We start from the raw sequence: 17318 nt of genomic DNA, 5'->3' as shown, positions 1-17318 counted from the left end.
CTAAAAAGGCAAGCCATGCACCCACCTGTAGGAGCTGCCGAAGGCTGCGATCTTTAAAAACCGAGTCCGAACCCAAGGAAACCGTATGAGCCTGTCACTCCTGAGCCGCTACGCCTTCTTTGCCGTCTGCGTAATTTTCACCCTCGCCAGCCTGCCCTTCCTCGATCACGACTGGCTCTGGCCAATCACTGTCGTTACCGGCATCCTCAGCCTGATCGGCATTTTCGATCTACTGCAAAGCCCCCACGCGGTGCGCCGCAATTACCCGATCCTGGGCAACATCCGTTACCTGGTCGAAGCGATTCGCCCGGAAATCCGTCAATACCTGCTCGAATCCGACAGCGACGCCCTGCCCTTTTCCCGCGCCCAGCGTTCGCTGGTCTATTCCCGCGCCAAGAATGAGAGTGCCGACAAACCATTCGGTACCTTGATCGACGTGTACCAGTCCGGCTTTGAATTCATCGGCCACTCGATGCGTCCCGCCCCCTTGAGCGACCCCAGCGGTTTCCGCGTCACCGTCGGCGGCCCGCAGTGCACCCAGCCGTATTCGGCGTCGGTGTTCAACATCTCGGCCATGAGCTTCGGCTCGCTCAGTGCCAACGCCATCCGCGCGCTGAACCAGGGCGCCAAGCTCGGCAACTTCGCCCATGACACCGGTGAAGGCAGCATCAGCCCCTATCACCGCGAACACGGCGGCGATCTGACGTGGGAGCTGGGCAGCGGATATTTCGGTTGCCGCACGGCCGACGGGCGCTTCGACCCGGAACGCTTCGCCGCTCAAGCACGAACACCTCAAGTGCGGATGATCGAAATCAAGATGAGCCAGGGCGCCAAGCCGGGCCATGGCGGGATCCTGCCCAAGCACAAGGTCACTCGGGAGATCGCCGACACCCGCGGCATTCTGATGGGCGAAGACTGCATCTCGCCGTCACGCCACAGCGCGTTTTCCACGCCGATAGAGCTGATGCATTTCATCCAGCAATTGCGCGAGTTGTCCGGCGGTAAACCGGTGGGCTTCAAATTCTGCCTGGGGCATCCGTGGGAGTTCATGGGCATCGCCAAGGCCATGTTGGAGACCGGCATTCTCCCGGACTTCATCGTCGTCGACGGCAAGGAAGGTGGCACCGGTGCCGCGCCCGTGGAATTCACCGACCACATCGGCGTGCCGATGCGCGAAGGTTTGTTGTTCGTGCACAACACCCTGGTGGGATTGAACCTGCGGGACAAAATCAAGCTCGGCGCCAGCGGCAAGATCGTCAGCGCGTTCGATATCGCCAGCGTGCTGGCCATCGGCGCCGACTGGGCCAACTCGGCGCGCGGGTTCATGTTCGCCATCGGCTGCATCCAGTCGCAAAGCTGCCACACCAACAAATGCCCGACCGGCGTCGCCACCCAGGATACGTTGCGCCAGCGCGCGCTGGTGGTGCCGGACAAGGCCCAACGTGTCTACAACTTCCATCGCAACACCCTCAAGGGCCTGGCTGAGATGCTTGCTGCCGCGGGCCTTGAACACCCATCGCAGCTGTCGGCCAAGCACTTGGTACGGCGCATGTCGGCGACCGAGATCAAGTTGTTCTCACAGCTGCATGTGTTCCTTAAACCAGGAGAGTTGCTGACCGGTGAAATCAATGGCGAGTTTTACTCGCGGATGTGGCAGATGGCGCGGGCGGACAGTTTCGAGCCCAATGAGGTGGCGGCAGCCTGACCTGATCCTGCTCTTTGTAGGAGCTGCCGCAGGCTGCGATCTTTTGATCTTGACCGCGCCCCTATCAATGCGTATCACCAACGCAACGATTTGATCGGGGCCGGTTCTTTCATGACAATAAATCCGTAATCGCCAATCAGGTAAATCCGGTAATACTGGCTCTCCACCAGCGGCGGGAAGCCTTGGTAACCCACCCGCGTAGCATTGCGCCGCTCCTTCTCCGCGACCACGTTGGTGATGCCCACTTTCGGCAAGTTTTCAGCCAGCATGTAGAAGTCGACGTTCAGCAGATAATGCAAAACCGGCAGTTGCTTGAACGAACCCGCGGCTCCCAGCAGCCAGTGATCGGAATAGGTCACCGACATGTAGATGCGCTTGGCGTCACGCAAGGGTTGATGGCTGGCGATGTCGCGCTCAAGGCTGTTCAGCGCGCTGCTGGCAAAGGCCTTTTGCACCGTCAGGACCCGGCCATAGGCAAACGACAACGACAGCATGGCCAGCAGCGGCACCAGCAACAACAGTGGCAGGCGTTCATGAAGCATTGCCAGCGCCAGATGACTCAAATAGAACAGCAGCACCAGCAACACCGCAAACCCCATCAAGGTCCTCGCGCCTTCGTTGAAGTCGCGAAAGAACAGCGCGACGCCGGACACCAACAACACCACGACCGGCACGGTCAGCAGACACAGCAGGCCGATCAGGAGCTTCTTCGTTGCGCTGTCCTTGCGCCTGATAATCTCCAATGCCAGGCAAACCGCACCGGCAACGGCGCACAGCAACAACCCGGCAGACACCCAGGCAAATCCGCCATGGAACAGCAGCACGACTTTTTCCAGCACTCGCGCGATGTTCATGTGGATTTGCAGCAAAGGCTGCGTTCCCCCGTTGAGCAGCAACGTGCGGTCCTGTCCCATGAAGGGAAATGCACTGACGCAGTAAATCAGCCAGCCGAGAAGCAGCTGGGCGATCCTCCAGCCGATCAAGCCGCCCCACCGCTCCCAGGCCACTTGGTCATTGACTGCCCTGAGCACTTCCAGACAGCACAGGCCAAGAAACACATTGATGCTGACTTGATACAAGCCCAGCGCCAGCGCGATCAGGAAGGAAGGCACCAGCCATTGCAAAATGCGTGAAGGGTGATGAAACGTGATGGCGTAGATCACCGCTACCACGCTCAAGGTCATGATCGGACCGTCGTATTGATAGGTCAGGTTTTGCAGGAAGAACGGGTTGTAAAAAAGCGGTAACCACACCAGGCAGCCACTGATGGTCGGTTGGCGGAAGTGATGAAAGGTCAGGCTGGTCAGTGCCCAGGACATGACCAGGGTGGCGATCAACAGCGGCAGGGGAAAGATGTTCGGCGCGCCGTTGCTGAAGGTCAGCGCTTTGTAGAACAACTCGGCGAACAATCGCCCTTCCTTTGCCCAGGCCATACCGGCCGAGAGCGAACGCCAATTGTCATCGATGTAGGGAAAATCCGCGAGGATCAGCGGCAGGACATACACAAAGGTTGCGAACAGAAAAAACAGCCAGGCCTGGCGGCGAGTGAGTTCCTTGATGAAGAAATCGCTGAACCTGCCCATTTAGGGTGTGCGCCTGTCTTTGCCGCCAACGATGTCCTTGATCACATAGCGCGGCCGGTGCTTGGCTTCGATGTAGATCCGGCCGACGTATTCGCCGAGGATACCGATGCCGATCAGCTGCACACCGCCGAGAAACAGGATAGCAGTCATCAACGAGGGGTAACCGGGCACGCTGTTCCCAAAGAAAATCTTGTCCAGCACCATGTACACCGCGTAGAGCACCGCAAAAATCGAAATCCCGCCGCCGACGTAAGTCCACAGGCGCAGCGGCACGGTGCTGAACGACGTCACACCCTCCAGTGCCAGGTTCCACAATTTCCAGACGTTGAACTTGCTACTGCCTGCCACACGCTCGGCCCGCTCGTATTCCACCACCACCGTGTTGAACCCGGCCCAGGACAACACGCCTTTCATGAACAGTTGATGCTCGGGCAAGGTGCGGATCACGTCCACCACCTTGCGGTCCATGAGCCGGAAATCACCGACGTTCTCTTCGATCCGGGTGTAGGAAATTCGATTCAACAGGTGATAGAACAGCGCCGCGCTGTGGCGCTTCAAGTAACTGTCGGAGGTGCGGTCGCGGCGCTTGGCCAGAACCACGTCCGCGCCTTGTTGCCATTGTTCGATCAACAGCGGGATGACACTGATCGGGTCCTGCAGGTCGACGTCCATCGGGATGACCGCATCGCCGCTGGCATATTCCAGCCCGGCAAACAGCGCCGGTTCCTTGCCGAAATTGCGCGAGAAATTGATCAGCATCACCTGTTCGTCCACCTGCGCCAGGGCCGCGGCCTGTGCGGCGGTGCCATCGGTGCTGCCGTCATTGATAAACACGATCTCGACCTCGGCACCGTCGAGTTTCAACTCACGTCGTACCGCCTGGTAAAACAGGTTGATCGCCTGTTCTTCGTTGAACACCGGGACGATAAGCGAAACCTTCATGAATCACGCTCACGAAACACCACGTATTTGGAAAACAGGAACCCCAGCACCAGGCTCAGGCCGGAAAACAACGCCACGGTCAGCAGGCCATGCAAGCGCCAGACATCGCCGGCATGACCGACGCCGAAGCTGAGCGCACCCATCGCCAGCATGAACGACAGGTAGCCGCCTACCGACGCCTTGGCGTCAAAGGTATAGAGCGCGTTCATATAAAAGGAAAACGAGGCCGCCACGCAAAAGGCCGCCAGGTTACTGGCCGCTTGCGTGAAGCCGGCAGCCACGCTCAAGAGAAAAAAGATCTGCCAGTGAATCAGCGTGTTTGCAACGCCAATCACCGTGTAGCTGGACAAGCCTTTGCATGAAAGCCTCATGTAACGCTCCTGCGACAGAACGCTGAACACACAGGTATTTGAGCTTGTCTACTGTCAGAAATCGCAGGTCGGCCAACCTTTCAGACCAGCGGTCAGGACTTGCAATCAGGGCAGGAGACATTCCGAAATACCCCGCCTTTGCAATTGCCGGCGAATCAGTCCACCCTGCGCGCCGCCAATATGTGGCGCGCAACTTTTTGCGCCTTTGGCTAATCCTTTGTTCAATACCTGTCTACGAGCCTGACGTCATGACGCTAGCGCGCGATCACCGGATCGATTTTTTTCGCGGCCTGGCACTGATCTTCATTTTCTGGGATCACGTGCCCCACAACCCTTTGGGTCAAATCACGCTGCGCAACTTCGGGTTCAGCGATGCCGCCGAAGTCTTCGTGTTCCTCGCCGGTTACGCGGCCGTACTGGCCTACGGCAAAGTCCTGGCGCGCGAAGGCTTTTTGATCGCCTGTGTGAAAATCCTGCGCCGCGCCTGGGTGCTCTATGTGGTGCACATCTTCCTGCTGGCAATGCTGATGGGCATTGTATTTTTCGCCAACAGCCACGTGGAAACCCGCGACCTTGTGGAAGAAATGGGCATGCATCATTTCATCAGCGACCCTCAGCAGGCCCTGATCGATGAGTTGTTGCTGCGTTTCAAACCGAACCTGATGGACCCGCTGCCGCTGTATATCGTGCTGCTGGCGGGCTTGCCGCTGGTGCTGCCGATATTGGTACGCAAGGCCTGGCCGGTGGTGGCGGTGTCCTTTGCGCTGTACATGACGGTGCCGTTGTTCGGCTGGAACCTGGCAGCGATCAAGGATGGCGTCTGGTACTTCAACCCCGTGGCCTGGCAACTGCTGTTTGTCCTTGGCGGTGCGGCGGCGATGCATGCTCAACGCCCTCGCGTGCCCGACACCCGGCCGCTGGTGCGCCAGCCGTTGTTCATGATGGCGGCGGTGTATTGCGTAATCGCCGCGGTGCTGACCATCGCCTGGCGCTGGCCTCAGGTCCACGACGCCCTGATGCCCGCCAGCCTGGGCAATCTGCTGTACCCGATCAGTAAGACCAACCTGTCGCCTGTGCGTCTGCTGCACTTCCTGGCGTTGGCCTACGTCACCGCGAAACTGTTGCCCAACACCGGCTGGACGCAAAACTGGCTGGCGCAGCAGAGCTGTCGCATGGGGCGTTTTTCGTTGGAGATTTTCTGCCTGGGCGTGTTGCTGGCGCCTCTGGCGGACATGCTCAATGCGCTGACCGACGATGCGTTCGCCATGCAGATTTTTACCGCGTTGGTGGGGGCCGGGTTGATGGCGTTGCTGGGGGCGTGGCTTGAGTTCAACAAGCGCTTGAATCGACCGGCTTCGGCGGTAGCCGCCTTGTAGGAGCTGGCTTGCCAGCGAAGGCACCCGAAAGTGCGGCGCAATGCCCAAGGACGCCTTCGCCGGCAAGCCGGCTCTTACAGGATGAAAAAAAGCCCCGATCAATTCGATCGGGGCTTTTGCATTTCAGGCGTTACGATTTACGAAGCCGAACGCACCGCACCCTGCGCGATATTGGTCGGTTGCAGCTTGAACACGTAGAACAATACTGTCAGCAGCACCAGGAACGCAGGCCCCACATACAGGGCCACGCGCGTGTCCGGGAAATACGCCATCAAGCCGACCACCAGCACAAGGAATGCCAGAGCCAGGTAAGAGCTGATCGGGTACAGCCACATGCGGTACTTGAGGCCGGCTCGCTCGCTGGCGCTCAGGCCTTGGCGGAACTTGAGCTGGGCCAGCAGGATCATCACCCAGGTCCAGATCGCGCCGAAGGTGGCAATCGCCGTCACCCAGACAAACACCTTCTCAGGCACCAGGTAGTTGAGCAACACGCCCAGCAGCAGGGCGCCAATCGACAGCAGCAAGGCGCGACGCGGCACACCATTGCTGGAAGTCTTGGCAAAGCCGGCCGGGGCCTGCCCGTTCTGCGCCAGGCTGTAGAGCATGCGCCCGGTGCTGAAGATACCGCCGTTACAGGACGACAGCGCAGCCGTGATCACCACGAAGTTGATGATGCCCGCCGCAGTCTTGATGCCCAGACGCTCGAAAGTCATCACGAACGGACTGCCCTGGGTACCGATTTCGTTCCACGGGTAGATCGACAGGATCACGAACAGCGCACCGACGTAGAACAGCAGGATCCGCCAGAACACCGAGCCGATGGCGCTGGGAATGGTCTTCTGCGGGTTCTTCGCTTCACCGGCGGTCAGGCCGATCATTTCCACGCCGAGGTAGGCGAACATGACCATTTGCAGGGACATCAACACGCCCTGCACACCGTTTGGCATGAAGCCGCCGTGGGTCCAGAGATTGGAAATCCCCAGGGCCACGCCATCGTTGCCGAAGCCGAATGCGATGATGCCGATGCCACCGAACACCATCGCAATGATGGTGACGATCTTGATCAAGGCGAACCAGAACTCGAACTCACCGAAAGCTTTCACCGCAATCAGGTTGATCGAACCCATGCTGACCAATGCCGCCAGTGCCCATATCCAGCGCGGCACATCAGGGAACCAGACGCCCATGTACACCGCCACGGCTGTGATTTCCGCGACACAGGTCACCAGCCACAGGAACCAGTAGTTCCAACCGGTCAGGAAGCCCGCCAGCGGGCCGAGGTAGTCTTGGGCGTAACGGCTGAACGAGCCGGCGACCGGGTTGTGCACGGCCATCTCGCCGAGCGCACGCATGATCACCAGGATGGCCAGGCCGCCGATGATGTAGGACAGCATGATGGCCGGGCCAGCCATTTCAATGGCCTTGGCCGAACCCAGAAACAGACCGACGCCGATACAGGCACCGAGTGCCATCAAGCGAATATGCCGTTCGCCGAGTTCACGTTTGAGCGGGCCGCCCTGAGCGGTCTCGCCGTGGGGCAGGTGATTGCCTACGGGCATGGGTACAACCTCGTATTGTTATTGGATATATCCACCGAGTGGCGAAGCGTTGACCGATAAGCCATCGCCTGCCTTGACCGACTCTGCTTCGTGGGCAGAACCGTCTTGCAGTCCGAAACCTGCGAGATCAGCGGGGGGTGCAGTATAAAAAGCTCGCGACAGAGATTTTCACTCTATAAACCACAAAAATCAGGTGTAAATCTCGGCGAAAGCGGTATCCACGGAGATGGATTATCTGGGTCTTGTAGGAATTTTCGCTTTTTGAAACGGCGGCGAGTATTGCACGGTATTGGTGCGTCGTCATGCCCCGCTAAACCTCTCGAGGGCTCTGGATCAACCCTGTAGGAGCTGCCGCAGGCTGCGATCTTTTGATTTGCTTTTAAAAGACAAGATCAAAAGATCGCAGCCTGCGGCAGCGCCTACTAAGCTTCAGACAAGTCCGATCAATCTGCGTGAATGGATCAATCGACTATGGGCGCTTTACAGCAAACCGATTCGAGTACAACCGTGGTCCAGACTGAACCTGTGGATGAAGCGCCAATACCTGAAAAACCCCCTCGCAGTCGCGTCAAGCACGGCTGGAAAGCGTTTTGGCTTTTGTTGGTAATCATTGCGATTGTCGTGGGTCTGGCGGCGGCCAAGGAAATGCGTACCTCGAGGTTTCAAGCCAGGGAGGTCAGCAAGTTTGCCAAGACCCTGAGTTATGAACTCAAACCCGGTCCCAGCGACGCCATTCACTACCCTGGCGCGGGCCCATTCGACCTGCGCCTGGGTTACAGCTCGCTGGACGAATTTCTGCCACGCCTTATCAAGCGTGACTACGTCATTTCTGCCCAGACCCGGTTTTCCAAGGCTTTGATGGACTACACAGACAAGGGCCTGTTCGTGCCTTATGCGGAGAAAATCCAGGCTGGGCTGTCAATCACCGATTGCCGCGCCAACCCCTTGTACCAATACAAGTATCCGCAACAGCTCTATTCCAGCTTCGAGGCGATCCCTCCGGTGGTGGTCAACAGCTTGCTGTTCATCGAAAACCGCTTTTTGCTCGACCCTAGCCAGCCCCTCGCCAACCCGGCGGTGGACTGGCCACGGTTCGGCATGGCGGCGTATACCCAAGTCGCCAAGATGCTGCACCTGCCCGGTCAATCGGCGGGTGGCAGTACCCTGGCCACGCAACTTGAGAAGTATCGACATTCACCCGATGGGTTGACCGTCTCGGGTGGGGAAAAAATTCGCCAGATGATTTCCGCCACCGTGCGCGCCTACCAGGATGGCCCGCAAACGCTCAAGGCTCGGCAGAACGTGGTGCGCGACTACCTCAATAGCGTGCCGCTGTCGGCGGTGCCGGGCCACGGTGAAGTGCATGGCATGGCCGAAGGTTTGCGCGTGTGGTATGGCGCCGACTTCAACAAGGCCAACGAAACCCTGGCGAGCGACGCCACGGATCCAAAAAGCATGGCGGAAAAAGGCCTGGCCCTGCGCGAGATGCTGTCGTTGATGATTGCCCAGCGCCGCCCGTCCCATTACTTGACCAAAGGCCACGATGAACTGGCCGACCTCACCGACAGTCACATTCGTTTGCTGGCACAAAACGGCGTGATCGATGCGCCCTTTGCCGCCGCGGCCCTGGCCAGCAAAGTCACGTATCGCGACTGGGCGACCCAACCGACCATTCAACCAATCGAAACCAACAAGGGCATCAGCGTGGCCCGCAGCCGCCTGGCCGGGTTGCTCAATCGTCCATTGTACGATCTCGATCGGCTTGACCTCTCGGCCACCAGCACCCTGCAAGGCGAGCTGCAAACCCAGGCCACCGCCTACCTCAAACGCTTGGCCGACCCGGCCTATGCCGCTGAAATCGGCCTGATGGGCGAACGCTTGCTGACCCCCACCAGCACCACCCAGGTGCGCTACAGCTTCACACTGTTCGAGCTGACACCGGATGGCTCACGGGTGCGGGTCCAGACCGACAGCACCGATCAACCGTTCGACATCAATGAAGGCAGCAAGCTGGAACTGGGCTCCACGGCGAAAATGCGCGTGCTCACCACTTACCTGCAGATCATTGCCGAGTTGCATGACAAATACGGCGAGATGTCCGTCCCGGACCTGAAGAAAGTCGAGATACCGGAACAGGATCGCCTGAGCCGCTGGGTGGTCGATTACCTGATCCAGAACAAAGACCACAGCCTGCAACCCATGCTCGGCGCCGCGCTGGATCGCAAGTATTCCGCCAGCCCCGGCGAAGCATTTTTCACCGGTGGCGGCTTGCACACGTTCAATAACTTCCGCAAGGAAGACAACGGTCGCAACCCGACCCTGCGCGACGCCCTGCGGGAGTCGATCAACCTGCCGTTCATTCGCCTGATGCGCGACCTGGTGCGCTACACCACGTATTCCGGCCCCAACAACCGGGCCGAATTGCTCAAGGACGACCGCGACCCTCGCCGCCAGGAATACCTGGCCTCGTTTGCCGACCGCGAAGGCACGTCGTTCCTGCTCAAGTTCTGGAAAAAATACAAGAACAAGGACACCCAGGCGCGACTCGAGACCTTCCTCGACAGCATGCGCCCGACCCCGATCCGCCTGGCCGCCGTGCACCGCTACCTGCTGCCGCAGGCCAGCCAGCAGAGCTTCAACACCTTTGTGCGCTCGCACCTCACCGGCGAAAAATCCAGCATCGACAAGGAAAAACTCACCGACGAGCGCCTCGAACGCCTGTACCTGGCTTATGGACCCGGCACCTACGACTTGCCCGACCAGGGCTTCATTGCCAAAGTCCACCCGCTGGACCTGTGGCTGATGGGCTACTTGCTGACCCACCCGGACGCCACGTTCAAGGACATCGTCAAAGCCAGCCAGTTCGAGCGCCAGGAAGTCTATAGCTGGCTGTTCAAGAGTCGACACAAGGGCGCCCGCGACAACCGCATCCGCACCATCCTGGAAATCGAAGCCTTCCTCGACATTCACCAGCGCTGGCAGCAAGTGGGCTATCCGTTCGATCACCTGGTGCCTTCGCTGGCCACCGCCATCGGCAGCTCCGGCGACCGTCCGGCCGCACTGGCCGAGCTGATCGGCACCATCCTCAACGACGGTGTGCGCATGCCGACGTTGCGCATCGACAGCCTGCACTTCGCGGCGAACACGCCCTATGAAACCAAACTGATCAATGACCCGGACGTCGGCAAACGGGTGATGCCGTCCGAGGTTGCCAAGGCCATGCGCGAAGCCTTGTCCCAGGTGGTGGACGCCGGTACGGCGAAACGCGTCGCCGGCAGTTTCATCACGCCAGACGGCAAGCCGCTGGCCATGGGCGGCAAGACCGGCACCGGCGACAACCGCATCGAAGCCATCGGTTCGGGCGGCCGGATTCTGAGCTCGAAGTCGATCAACCGGACGGCGACCTTCGTGTTCTACATCGGCGACAGCCATTTCGGCACCTTGACCGCCTTCGTGCCGGGGCGCTCGGCCGAGGCGTTCAAGTTCACCTCGGCGTTGCCGGTGCAAGTGCTCAAGGGCATGGCACCGATCCTGACGCCGTACCTGCAACCGGGAAGTCACACCGAGTGCCTGCCTGTTGAAGTCGCCCGACGCTGATCGCGGGTCATTTATTCTTTTCGACAGACCTCGCCCTGAAGGCCGTCACGCCTTCAGGGCACGCGTTATCTATCCCACTTCGGAATCCCAGATCACGGTGATATTGCCCCTGAATTTGGAAGCTTCGCCTGCCTTGATCATGTAGTCCACGTAATAAGGTGCAACTTCGAAATGCAGGGTGCCGGGCGCACGGTCTACATAAAAGCCCGGTTTGAATTGCTGGGCATTCACCTGTCCGACATGTAAAGGACGACGAGTGACCGGTTGCCCAAAGATATCCGTCAAGCCGTTGGGCAAGCTGACGCTCAGTTGCACCACCGCAGCTCGCTGGGAAACAGGATCGCGAATCATGCAATCGAAGAGTCCGGTGATTTCACACTGAAGCTGCATCTTGAAACGGCTAGACGAGGAAATGTTGAAGGTTTGATCGCGAAACAACCGGGTTGGCTTGCGCCCCTGGGTCAGCCAGGACTGCCAGCCACCCGCCGGCACCAGTTCCACCCGATCACCACCGGGGGGAATATCCACTTTGAGCGTATGCCGTACATCCAGGGAGAAGTTGAGGATCAACTGATTGTCATCGGGAATCATCACATCGCCCATGTCGAAATCCTGATGAGGGCCGACCGTATACGCAACGGTACCTGTGTATTTACCCCCCAGCATGTTCAGCGGATCAGGGGTGCGCAGCTCATACGCGAACACAAAATACTGATAACGAAAGGCGAGCGGAATCTCGAACAGTGCTTTCTTGCTACATACGCCTGCTCCAACGGGAACCATCCAGAAACTGTTGTAACCATGGTGGCCGGCAGTGGATATGCCGACGCCGCCACAAGGCGCTGGCGCATAGACCCACGCGCCTCCCTCCCACAAATTGTCCCACCACCCTCCATTGGTCAGTTCGCCGATGGCCCGGGGTAAGCCGGCTTCGTGACCAATACCCGCAATGCGTATGGACAGCTCCTTTGAATCGCCCGACTCATGAGTCACGCGCACCGTTCTCCACTCAGAGGGGACCTTCGCCATCCCGCCCTGGCGAGGGTCCGCATGATTGGCCAGGATCGGTGCGTTGGCAGCAAACGCTATGGGGGCAATCAGACTGAATAGCCCACGAGGCTCGCAAGCACTCGGGACTTGGCGACAGAACCCCCCGGACGGTGTCTGATTGATGAATACATTCTTTTGGGGTTGTGACGAGTCGGGCGCGAAGGACGCCTCGATGTCCAAGACCGCCGCATTCGCCTGCAGGGCAAAGGCAACACTAAAGAAGCTGATTGATCCAAAACGCTTCAGGCTCTGGGCTAGTGGTTTGCTGTGCAATCTTTTCATATCGGCAACACCGCGTTGAAGATCATATTGATACTGCCAAAGTACTTGCCGGGCTTGTAAACCCCGTCGGCAGGCGGCATCGGGAGGACTTCCAGCAACACGCGTTTTCCGGGCGCTGCATCGGTCATGGACACCACTTCGCCGCTCTCGTGTTCGCTCAACAATTTGCCGTTGAACAGCACCCGCAAGGCGATGTCATCGGCATCGGTGCCGTTAGACAGATAGGGGCGTCCGTCAAGCCGCGCTTCGATCGAGCCTGCCACATTCTTCACATCGAAATACTTGCGCAGGCTGCCCAGTGTCGACGTCGCCACCTTCCACGGCAGTTGCTGCTCGCGATGAATCCAGCCCGAGTCCGAGGGGATGACGTAAAACGCCGGGGTCGGAATGGTCACGTACACTTCGAAGGTGTGCTCTTCCCGGGCGGCGAATACACCCGCGCTCGCCGCCATCACGGCGGCCGACAACCAGACCTGGATCAGCTTCCTGTTCATGGGTCAGCCCTTCACGTCGAGGTTTTTGCTGCGTTCACCTTCGACCAAGGTGAAGCGGTATTCGCGACCGGCCTGCTTTTCGAACTCAAAAGTGCGACCTGCGAGGATGTGATGCTTGGTCGTGGGCTGGCAGTCCTGATCGTTTTTGACCGCGCAGTCCTTGAACTCATCGATCACCACAACGGAGTTGCCGTTGTTGCGGATCCGATAGGTGCTTGTGGCGTTTTCAACCGCGCTGTCAAAGCGTGTTTCCTTGGGCCGCACGAAAAACACCGCGCCATAACCTGCCAGCACGGTGACACCGGCGGACAGCGACTTTTTGTAGTCTTCCTGTTCTTCGCTGGACAGCGCGAACGCGTCTTCCTTCTCCGGCACCACCGGTACAAAACGCACCCTGAAATACCGCTCCCGGTCACGCTCGCCCATGTACAGCAAACGCGTGCCCTGCATGCCGTTGGCCGGCACGATCAACCGCGCCGGGCTGGCCATCAAGCCGTCGCGGGAGCTGCCATCGGCATTGGATTGAAGCGGTACTTCCTGCGACTTGCCATCGGCGTCGTAGAGAATCTCGAGGATGTTGACCTTGACGAATGCCGTACTGTCGCCGCCATTGAACACACGTTTCAGGAAGGTGCTTTTATCTCCGTCCAGATAGTCGTAGACGGTACCGATATTGATGCTCGGGCTAGCGTGAGCCGTTTGGGTGAACAAACAAAAACCAACTAATACCAACAGACGTTTCATCGTCCCTACCTCGTTAATTAATCCGGTTTGCCGGGGGTTAACCCGCAGTTCGAGCCTTGAACGTCGCATCCGCCAACGTATCCGGCGTGCAACGCAGATCGCCGATCATCAGCACGTTGTTTTCCGTGCGGCCATCGCTCGGGTCGAGACGGAACTGGCACAGCAACTGGTTGCCGTGGCGCACCTCCAGGGTCGGTGAGCCGGCGTTCATTTCCATGGAGAAGAAGCCGTCCACTTCACTCACCCCGCGACTGGCGTGGTTGATGATGTGGTGGCCCTTGAGCGGGTTGCCCTGCGGGTCGATCAAGCGACCGAGCACGGTCAGGGTTCTCATCACTTTCACCTGGCGATATTCCACCCCCCCTTTGTTCAGGTGATAGCTGGAACGAGCCGGCTGGATGGTGGCTGCGGGAACGTGGTTACCCTCGAAATCGAAACTGACCGAGCTACTTTTGTAGGCGGTGATCGGCACGAAATTGCGCCCTGGCTTGAGTATCGCGCTGCCGCCGCTCAAATCATCGGCGCGCAAGGCGATGTCCTCGATGTCCGACTCCACGTCGATGATCATCCCGGCACCGTTGCGGTGGTATTGGCTGGTCATGACCATTTTTTGCCCGCCGACGGCCACGGTGCTTTCGAGGTTCAAGCCGCCGGTGAGGTCGTTGTTGAAGGACGAACGCTGGATGAAGCCGTCGCCATTGACCAGGTCCGAACTCATGGTCGCCATGGCATTCAAGCCGATGCCATAGGTATCGGTGATGGCCGAGGCGGAGACGCTTTGCAGCACATGGTCCTGCAGGGTTTTGCGATAGGTGATCGAGGCATTGTTATCGCGCCCGCCTTCCCTCGCGGTGCGGGTGCCAATGCTGCCGGAAATCTGTTCACCGGGACCGCCCAACGCGATATTCACACTCAAGTCGATGCCGCGATTGCGGTCGTCTCCCGAACTCACGCTGCCCGGCCGATCGAACAGCGACAGGCGCCAATTGGCGTCACTGCCAAACAGTTGAGTGCGCTGGCTCCAGCCCAGGTCCACGCCCGTGCCGTTGATGTTGCCTTCACTGTGGGACACCCGGGCGTTGATTGAGCTTTTAGTGGTGACTCGGTGATTGATCGACAGCGACGAATTGCTGGTTTGGCCGACGAACACATTGCGCTGCCGCACCCGCGTGCCATCGGGCAAGGTGTCGTAGAGCCGAGTGGTGTCGAGCCAGCTGCGGGTGTGACTGGCGACGAGACTGCCGCTGCCGTAGGAATAAAGGCCCTGTACATCGAGGCCGGTGCCGTAGTCTTGAGTCTTGTAGACGTTGGCGAACAGGCTGGCGTTATTGACGATGGCCCAGTCCACCGAGGTGCCGTATTGCAGCGAGTCGCGCACCTGGCGAGCGTTCAGGCCGAGGATTACGCGTGGGTGAAACAGGTAGTTAAACGCCGCACCGGCGGTCATGTCGCCATCGTGCTGCTCCTCCCAGTTGCTGAGCAACTTCGATTCGCGACCCGCAAACAGGTTGTAGCGCCAGCGCTCCTCATGGTTGCGCCAGTTGCTCGGTTTGTAGACCAGTTCCTGGGTGCTGGAAGTGATTTGGCCGTCTTCGATCAGGCGCACTTCCACTTCATAGATGCCGCCCGGCAGCGCACGCGTATCGAGGGTCTGCAACCCTGCTGGCACGGCCTGGGTGTTGATCAGCAAACCGTCGCGGTAAATCTCCACCGAACCCTGTCGATTGGCGGTGACATAGATGGGGTACACCGCCGGTTTCGGGTTGTTGATGGCCAGGCTGTCGGAGCTGCCGTACATCACCCCCAGCGCGGTGTCGGGGCTGATGCCAAAGGCGCGGGGCTGACGGGTCAAGCCTTCGGAAGTCGGCGTGAAATAACCCAGGCGCAGGAAGTTGCCTTCCAGTTCGCGTTGAGTGAAGAGTTCGTACACGGCGTGGTAGAGCTTGTTGTCCAGGCCACCGAGTCGAGACAGTTGCAAGTTGACCGCCTGGGTCCAGTTGCCCAGGCTGCTGCTGGCGTCCAGGCCGTAGCGTCCGCCAAGGTCCTGATTCTGACCGCCATTGAGGTTCAACTGGTTGCGTATGATCAACCCGGTGCTGCCGTGCTCCGGCAGGTTGTAGTAACGCTGTACCTCACCGTCACGCTCGGCGTTTTCCGTGAGGATCGACACCAGGGAATTTTCAAGGCTGTAATGCACAGCCAACAGCTGCTCGGGGCATTTCGCCTGGCAGCCGCCCAAGGCTACGCCCTGCTTCAGATAGTTAGCCCAGGTGTCGCGCTCACTGGGCTTGATGGTGCTGTCGCTGACATCGACGAAGTTAACCAAAGTGACGCGATCGTCGCGCGTCAGCACAATCATCGCTTCACCAAGAAACTGTTGGTCAAGTTCCACGCGCACCGCCATCGGCACATCGAAGAAGTGTTCTTCGAAACCCTTCGGCAAGCCTTTGGCCTGCGCCAGCAAACTTCGAGGTGTGTGGCCGTTTTCCATGGGCGCGGCCACGGCAGTTGCGCAAAAACACAGGGCAAGCGCCGCCGCGATGGGAGTCATCGGGAACATGAACGAAATACTCTGAAGATAAATTCGTTGAAACCCGATCGACAGGCAGGGGTTACCCATCGACCGGTAAGTGTTAACGAATAAGGCTGGGCCTTAAGTCATGGCTGACTTAGTTGATGCGCGGAATGGCATCAAAGATCAGGACTGGATTGGCCGTGTAATTACCTGTCTGCGAGCTCATCGGCAGGGCGGCGGTAATCAACAGCACAGCCCGCATGCCAGCATTGGATTCAGTATCGCCAACCACTTCCTGGGAAGTACCGGTCAAGGTCACGCCGTTGAAGACGTACTTCAGCGCGATGAAGTCTTTACCGTTGTGCAGGGGTTGTGGACCACCTTCAACATAAGCGTTGACCGAACCGAGAGTGTGGCGGACATCGAAAGGCGCACTCAGCGTGCTCAATTTCTCATTTACCACGTCCCAGGTCATTTTTTCATCTTTACCGAATTCAGGATTCACCGGCTGGGCGTGGAATGCGTTGGTGGGAATAAAGGCGCTGATGTTGATGGACGAGCGCACTTCTTCCGCAGCGAACGCCATCGAAGAGCTGAGGGCCAGGAGAGTCATCGGGACGGCGATTGCAAACTTCTTGAACATTGTTGAGTACCTGTTTTTTTTCAAAGGATTGGTCTGTGGAAAGTTTAACGAACCGTGCCAGCAACCAGCGTGATGGCATTCCTGCTCAACTTTCGACGCCAACAATGATCAACCAAAATCCTAGGAAAGTAAGTACGAAAACTCCATGCAAGATGTAGTTAAAGTACCCCACGCACCCGTGGAAAAAGCACGAAAAACAACAGAGTAAGACATTTACCTATCAGCCATATCCTACACACAGTTTTTTGAACGAGCCCCATGACCGACAGGACACCGTTCCCCCCTTACGATAGGGGATAGGCAAACAGGGCTTATGACTAATAGCGACGACAAGAGTGGGGAGCTTTTGGCCCAGGAGCGGCGGCGCCGCTGGAGCCCAGGGCAGAAGCTGGCCATTGTTGAAACGGGTTTACCGGGTGATACGTGACAACAAACCTTTTGCTTGAACGTCGGATCA

Annotated in this window: 12 protein-coding genes; 3 read left to right on the top strand and 9 right to left on the bottom strand. The window is 58.7% G+C overall.

All coding sequences use genetic code 11. The annotated features are described in order from the left end of the window. Positions 1 to 85: 85 nt before the first annotated feature. Positions 86 to 1705, top strand: a complete 1620-nt coding sequence (locus tag AC3WWR_RS10175) for an FMN-binding glutamate synthase family protein (protein ID WP_033045133.1) — start codon at positions 86 to 88, stop codon at positions 1703 to 1705. Positions 1706 to 1779: 74 nt separating this feature from the next. Here AC3WWR_RS10175 and AC3WWR_RS10170 read toward each other — a convergent pair whose 3' ends face one another. The 3 genes from AC3WWR_RS10170 to AC3WWR_RS10160 are packed head-to-tail and all read right to left on the bottom strand — an operon-like array spanning position 1780 to position 4601. Next, positions 1780 to 3288 (bottom strand): glucosyltransferase domain-containing protein, encoded by a 1509-nt coding sequence (locus AC3WWR_RS10170; protein ID WP_432668562.1) that lies wholly within the window; start codon positions 3286 to 3288, stop codon positions 1780 to 1782. Further along, on the bottom strand, positions 3289 to 4230 hold the full coding sequence (locus AC3WWR_RS10165) for a glycosyltransferase family 2 protein (RefSeq protein ID WP_020800894.1): 942 nt from the start codon (positions 4228 to 4230) through the stop codon (positions 3289 to 3291). After that, a complete protein-coding gene (locus AC3WWR_RS10160; protein WP_020800893.1) occupies positions 4227 to 4601 on the bottom strand; it encodes a GtrA family protein in 375 nt (124 codons plus the stop codon). The genes AC3WWR_RS10165 and AC3WWR_RS10160 overlap by 4 nt, the downstream gene beginning before the upstream one ends. A 248-nt stretch (positions 4602 to 4849) precedes the next feature. On the opposite strand from AC3WWR_RS10160, the gene AC3WWR_RS10155 reads away from it, so the two are divergent. Then, on the top strand, positions 4850 to 5977 hold the full coding sequence (locus AC3WWR_RS10155; protein WP_033045130.1) for an OpgC family protein: 1128 nt from the start codon (positions 4850 to 4852) through the stop codon (positions 5975 to 5977). Positions 5978 to 6114: 137 nt separating this feature from the next. Here the strand turns inward: AC3WWR_RS10155 and AC3WWR_RS10150 are convergent, their stop codons facing one another. Beyond that, a complete protein-coding gene (locus tag AC3WWR_RS10150) occupies positions 6115 to 7536 on the bottom strand; it encodes an amino acid permease (protein WP_083349714.1) in 1422 nt (473 codons plus the stop codon). A gap of 471 nt (positions 7537 to 8007) precedes the next feature. Between AC3WWR_RS10150 and AC3WWR_RS10145 the strand changes: the two genes are divergently transcribed. Beyond that, positions 8008 to 11133: a transglycosylase domain-containing protein gene (locus AC3WWR_RS10145; RefSeq protein WP_033043785.1), complete on the top strand. Its 3126-nt coding sequence runs from the start codon at positions 8008 to 8010 to the stop codon at positions 11131 to 11133. Positions 11134 to 11202: 69 nt separating this feature from the next. Here the strand turns inward: AC3WWR_RS10145 and AC3WWR_RS10140 are convergent, their stop codons facing one another. The 5 genes from AC3WWR_RS10140 to AC3WWR_RS10120 all read right to left on the bottom strand — a co-directional run bounded on the left by AC3WWR_RS10140 (position 11203) and on the right by AC3WWR_RS10120 (position 16861). Continuing rightward, positions 11203 to 12465, bottom strand: a complete 1263-nt coding sequence (locus AC3WWR_RS10140) for a hypothetical protein (protein ID WP_432668563.1) — start codon at positions 12463 to 12465, stop codon at positions 11203 to 11205. Continuing rightward, complete coding sequence (locus AC3WWR_RS10135) at positions 12462 to 12959, bottom strand: CS1 type fimbrial major subunit (protein WP_033043790.1); 498 nt, start codon at positions 12957 to 12959, stop codon at positions 12462 to 12464. Before AC3WWR_RS10135 ends, AC3WWR_RS10140 begins: the two co-directional genes overlap by 4 nt. 3 nt (positions 12960 to 12962) lie before the next feature. After that, positions 12963 to 13703: a hypothetical protein gene (locus AC3WWR_RS10130; RefSeq protein ID WP_020797447.1), complete on the bottom strand. Its 741-nt coding sequence runs from the start codon at positions 13701 to 13703 to the stop codon at positions 12963 to 12965. 37 nt (positions 13704 to 13740) lie between these two features. Next, on the bottom strand, positions 13741 to 16263 hold the full coding sequence (locus tag AC3WWR_RS10125; RefSeq protein WP_033043792.1) for a TcfC E-set like domain-containing protein: 2523 nt from the start codon (positions 16261 to 16263) through the stop codon (positions 13741 to 13743). A 109-nt stretch (positions 16264 to 16372) separates the two neighbouring features. Next, positions 16373 to 16861: a CS1 type fimbrial major subunit gene (locus AC3WWR_RS10120; RefSeq protein WP_083349718.1), complete on the bottom strand. Its 489-nt coding sequence runs from the start codon at positions 16859 to 16861 to the stop codon at positions 16373 to 16375. Positions 16862 to 17318: the final 457 nt, after the last annotated feature.

Source organism: Pseudomonas sp. EB271-G4-1, assembly GCF_058791355.1.
Note: the sequence above shows the minus strand (reverse complement) of the source record. Positions and strands in the feature narration are given on the sequence as shown.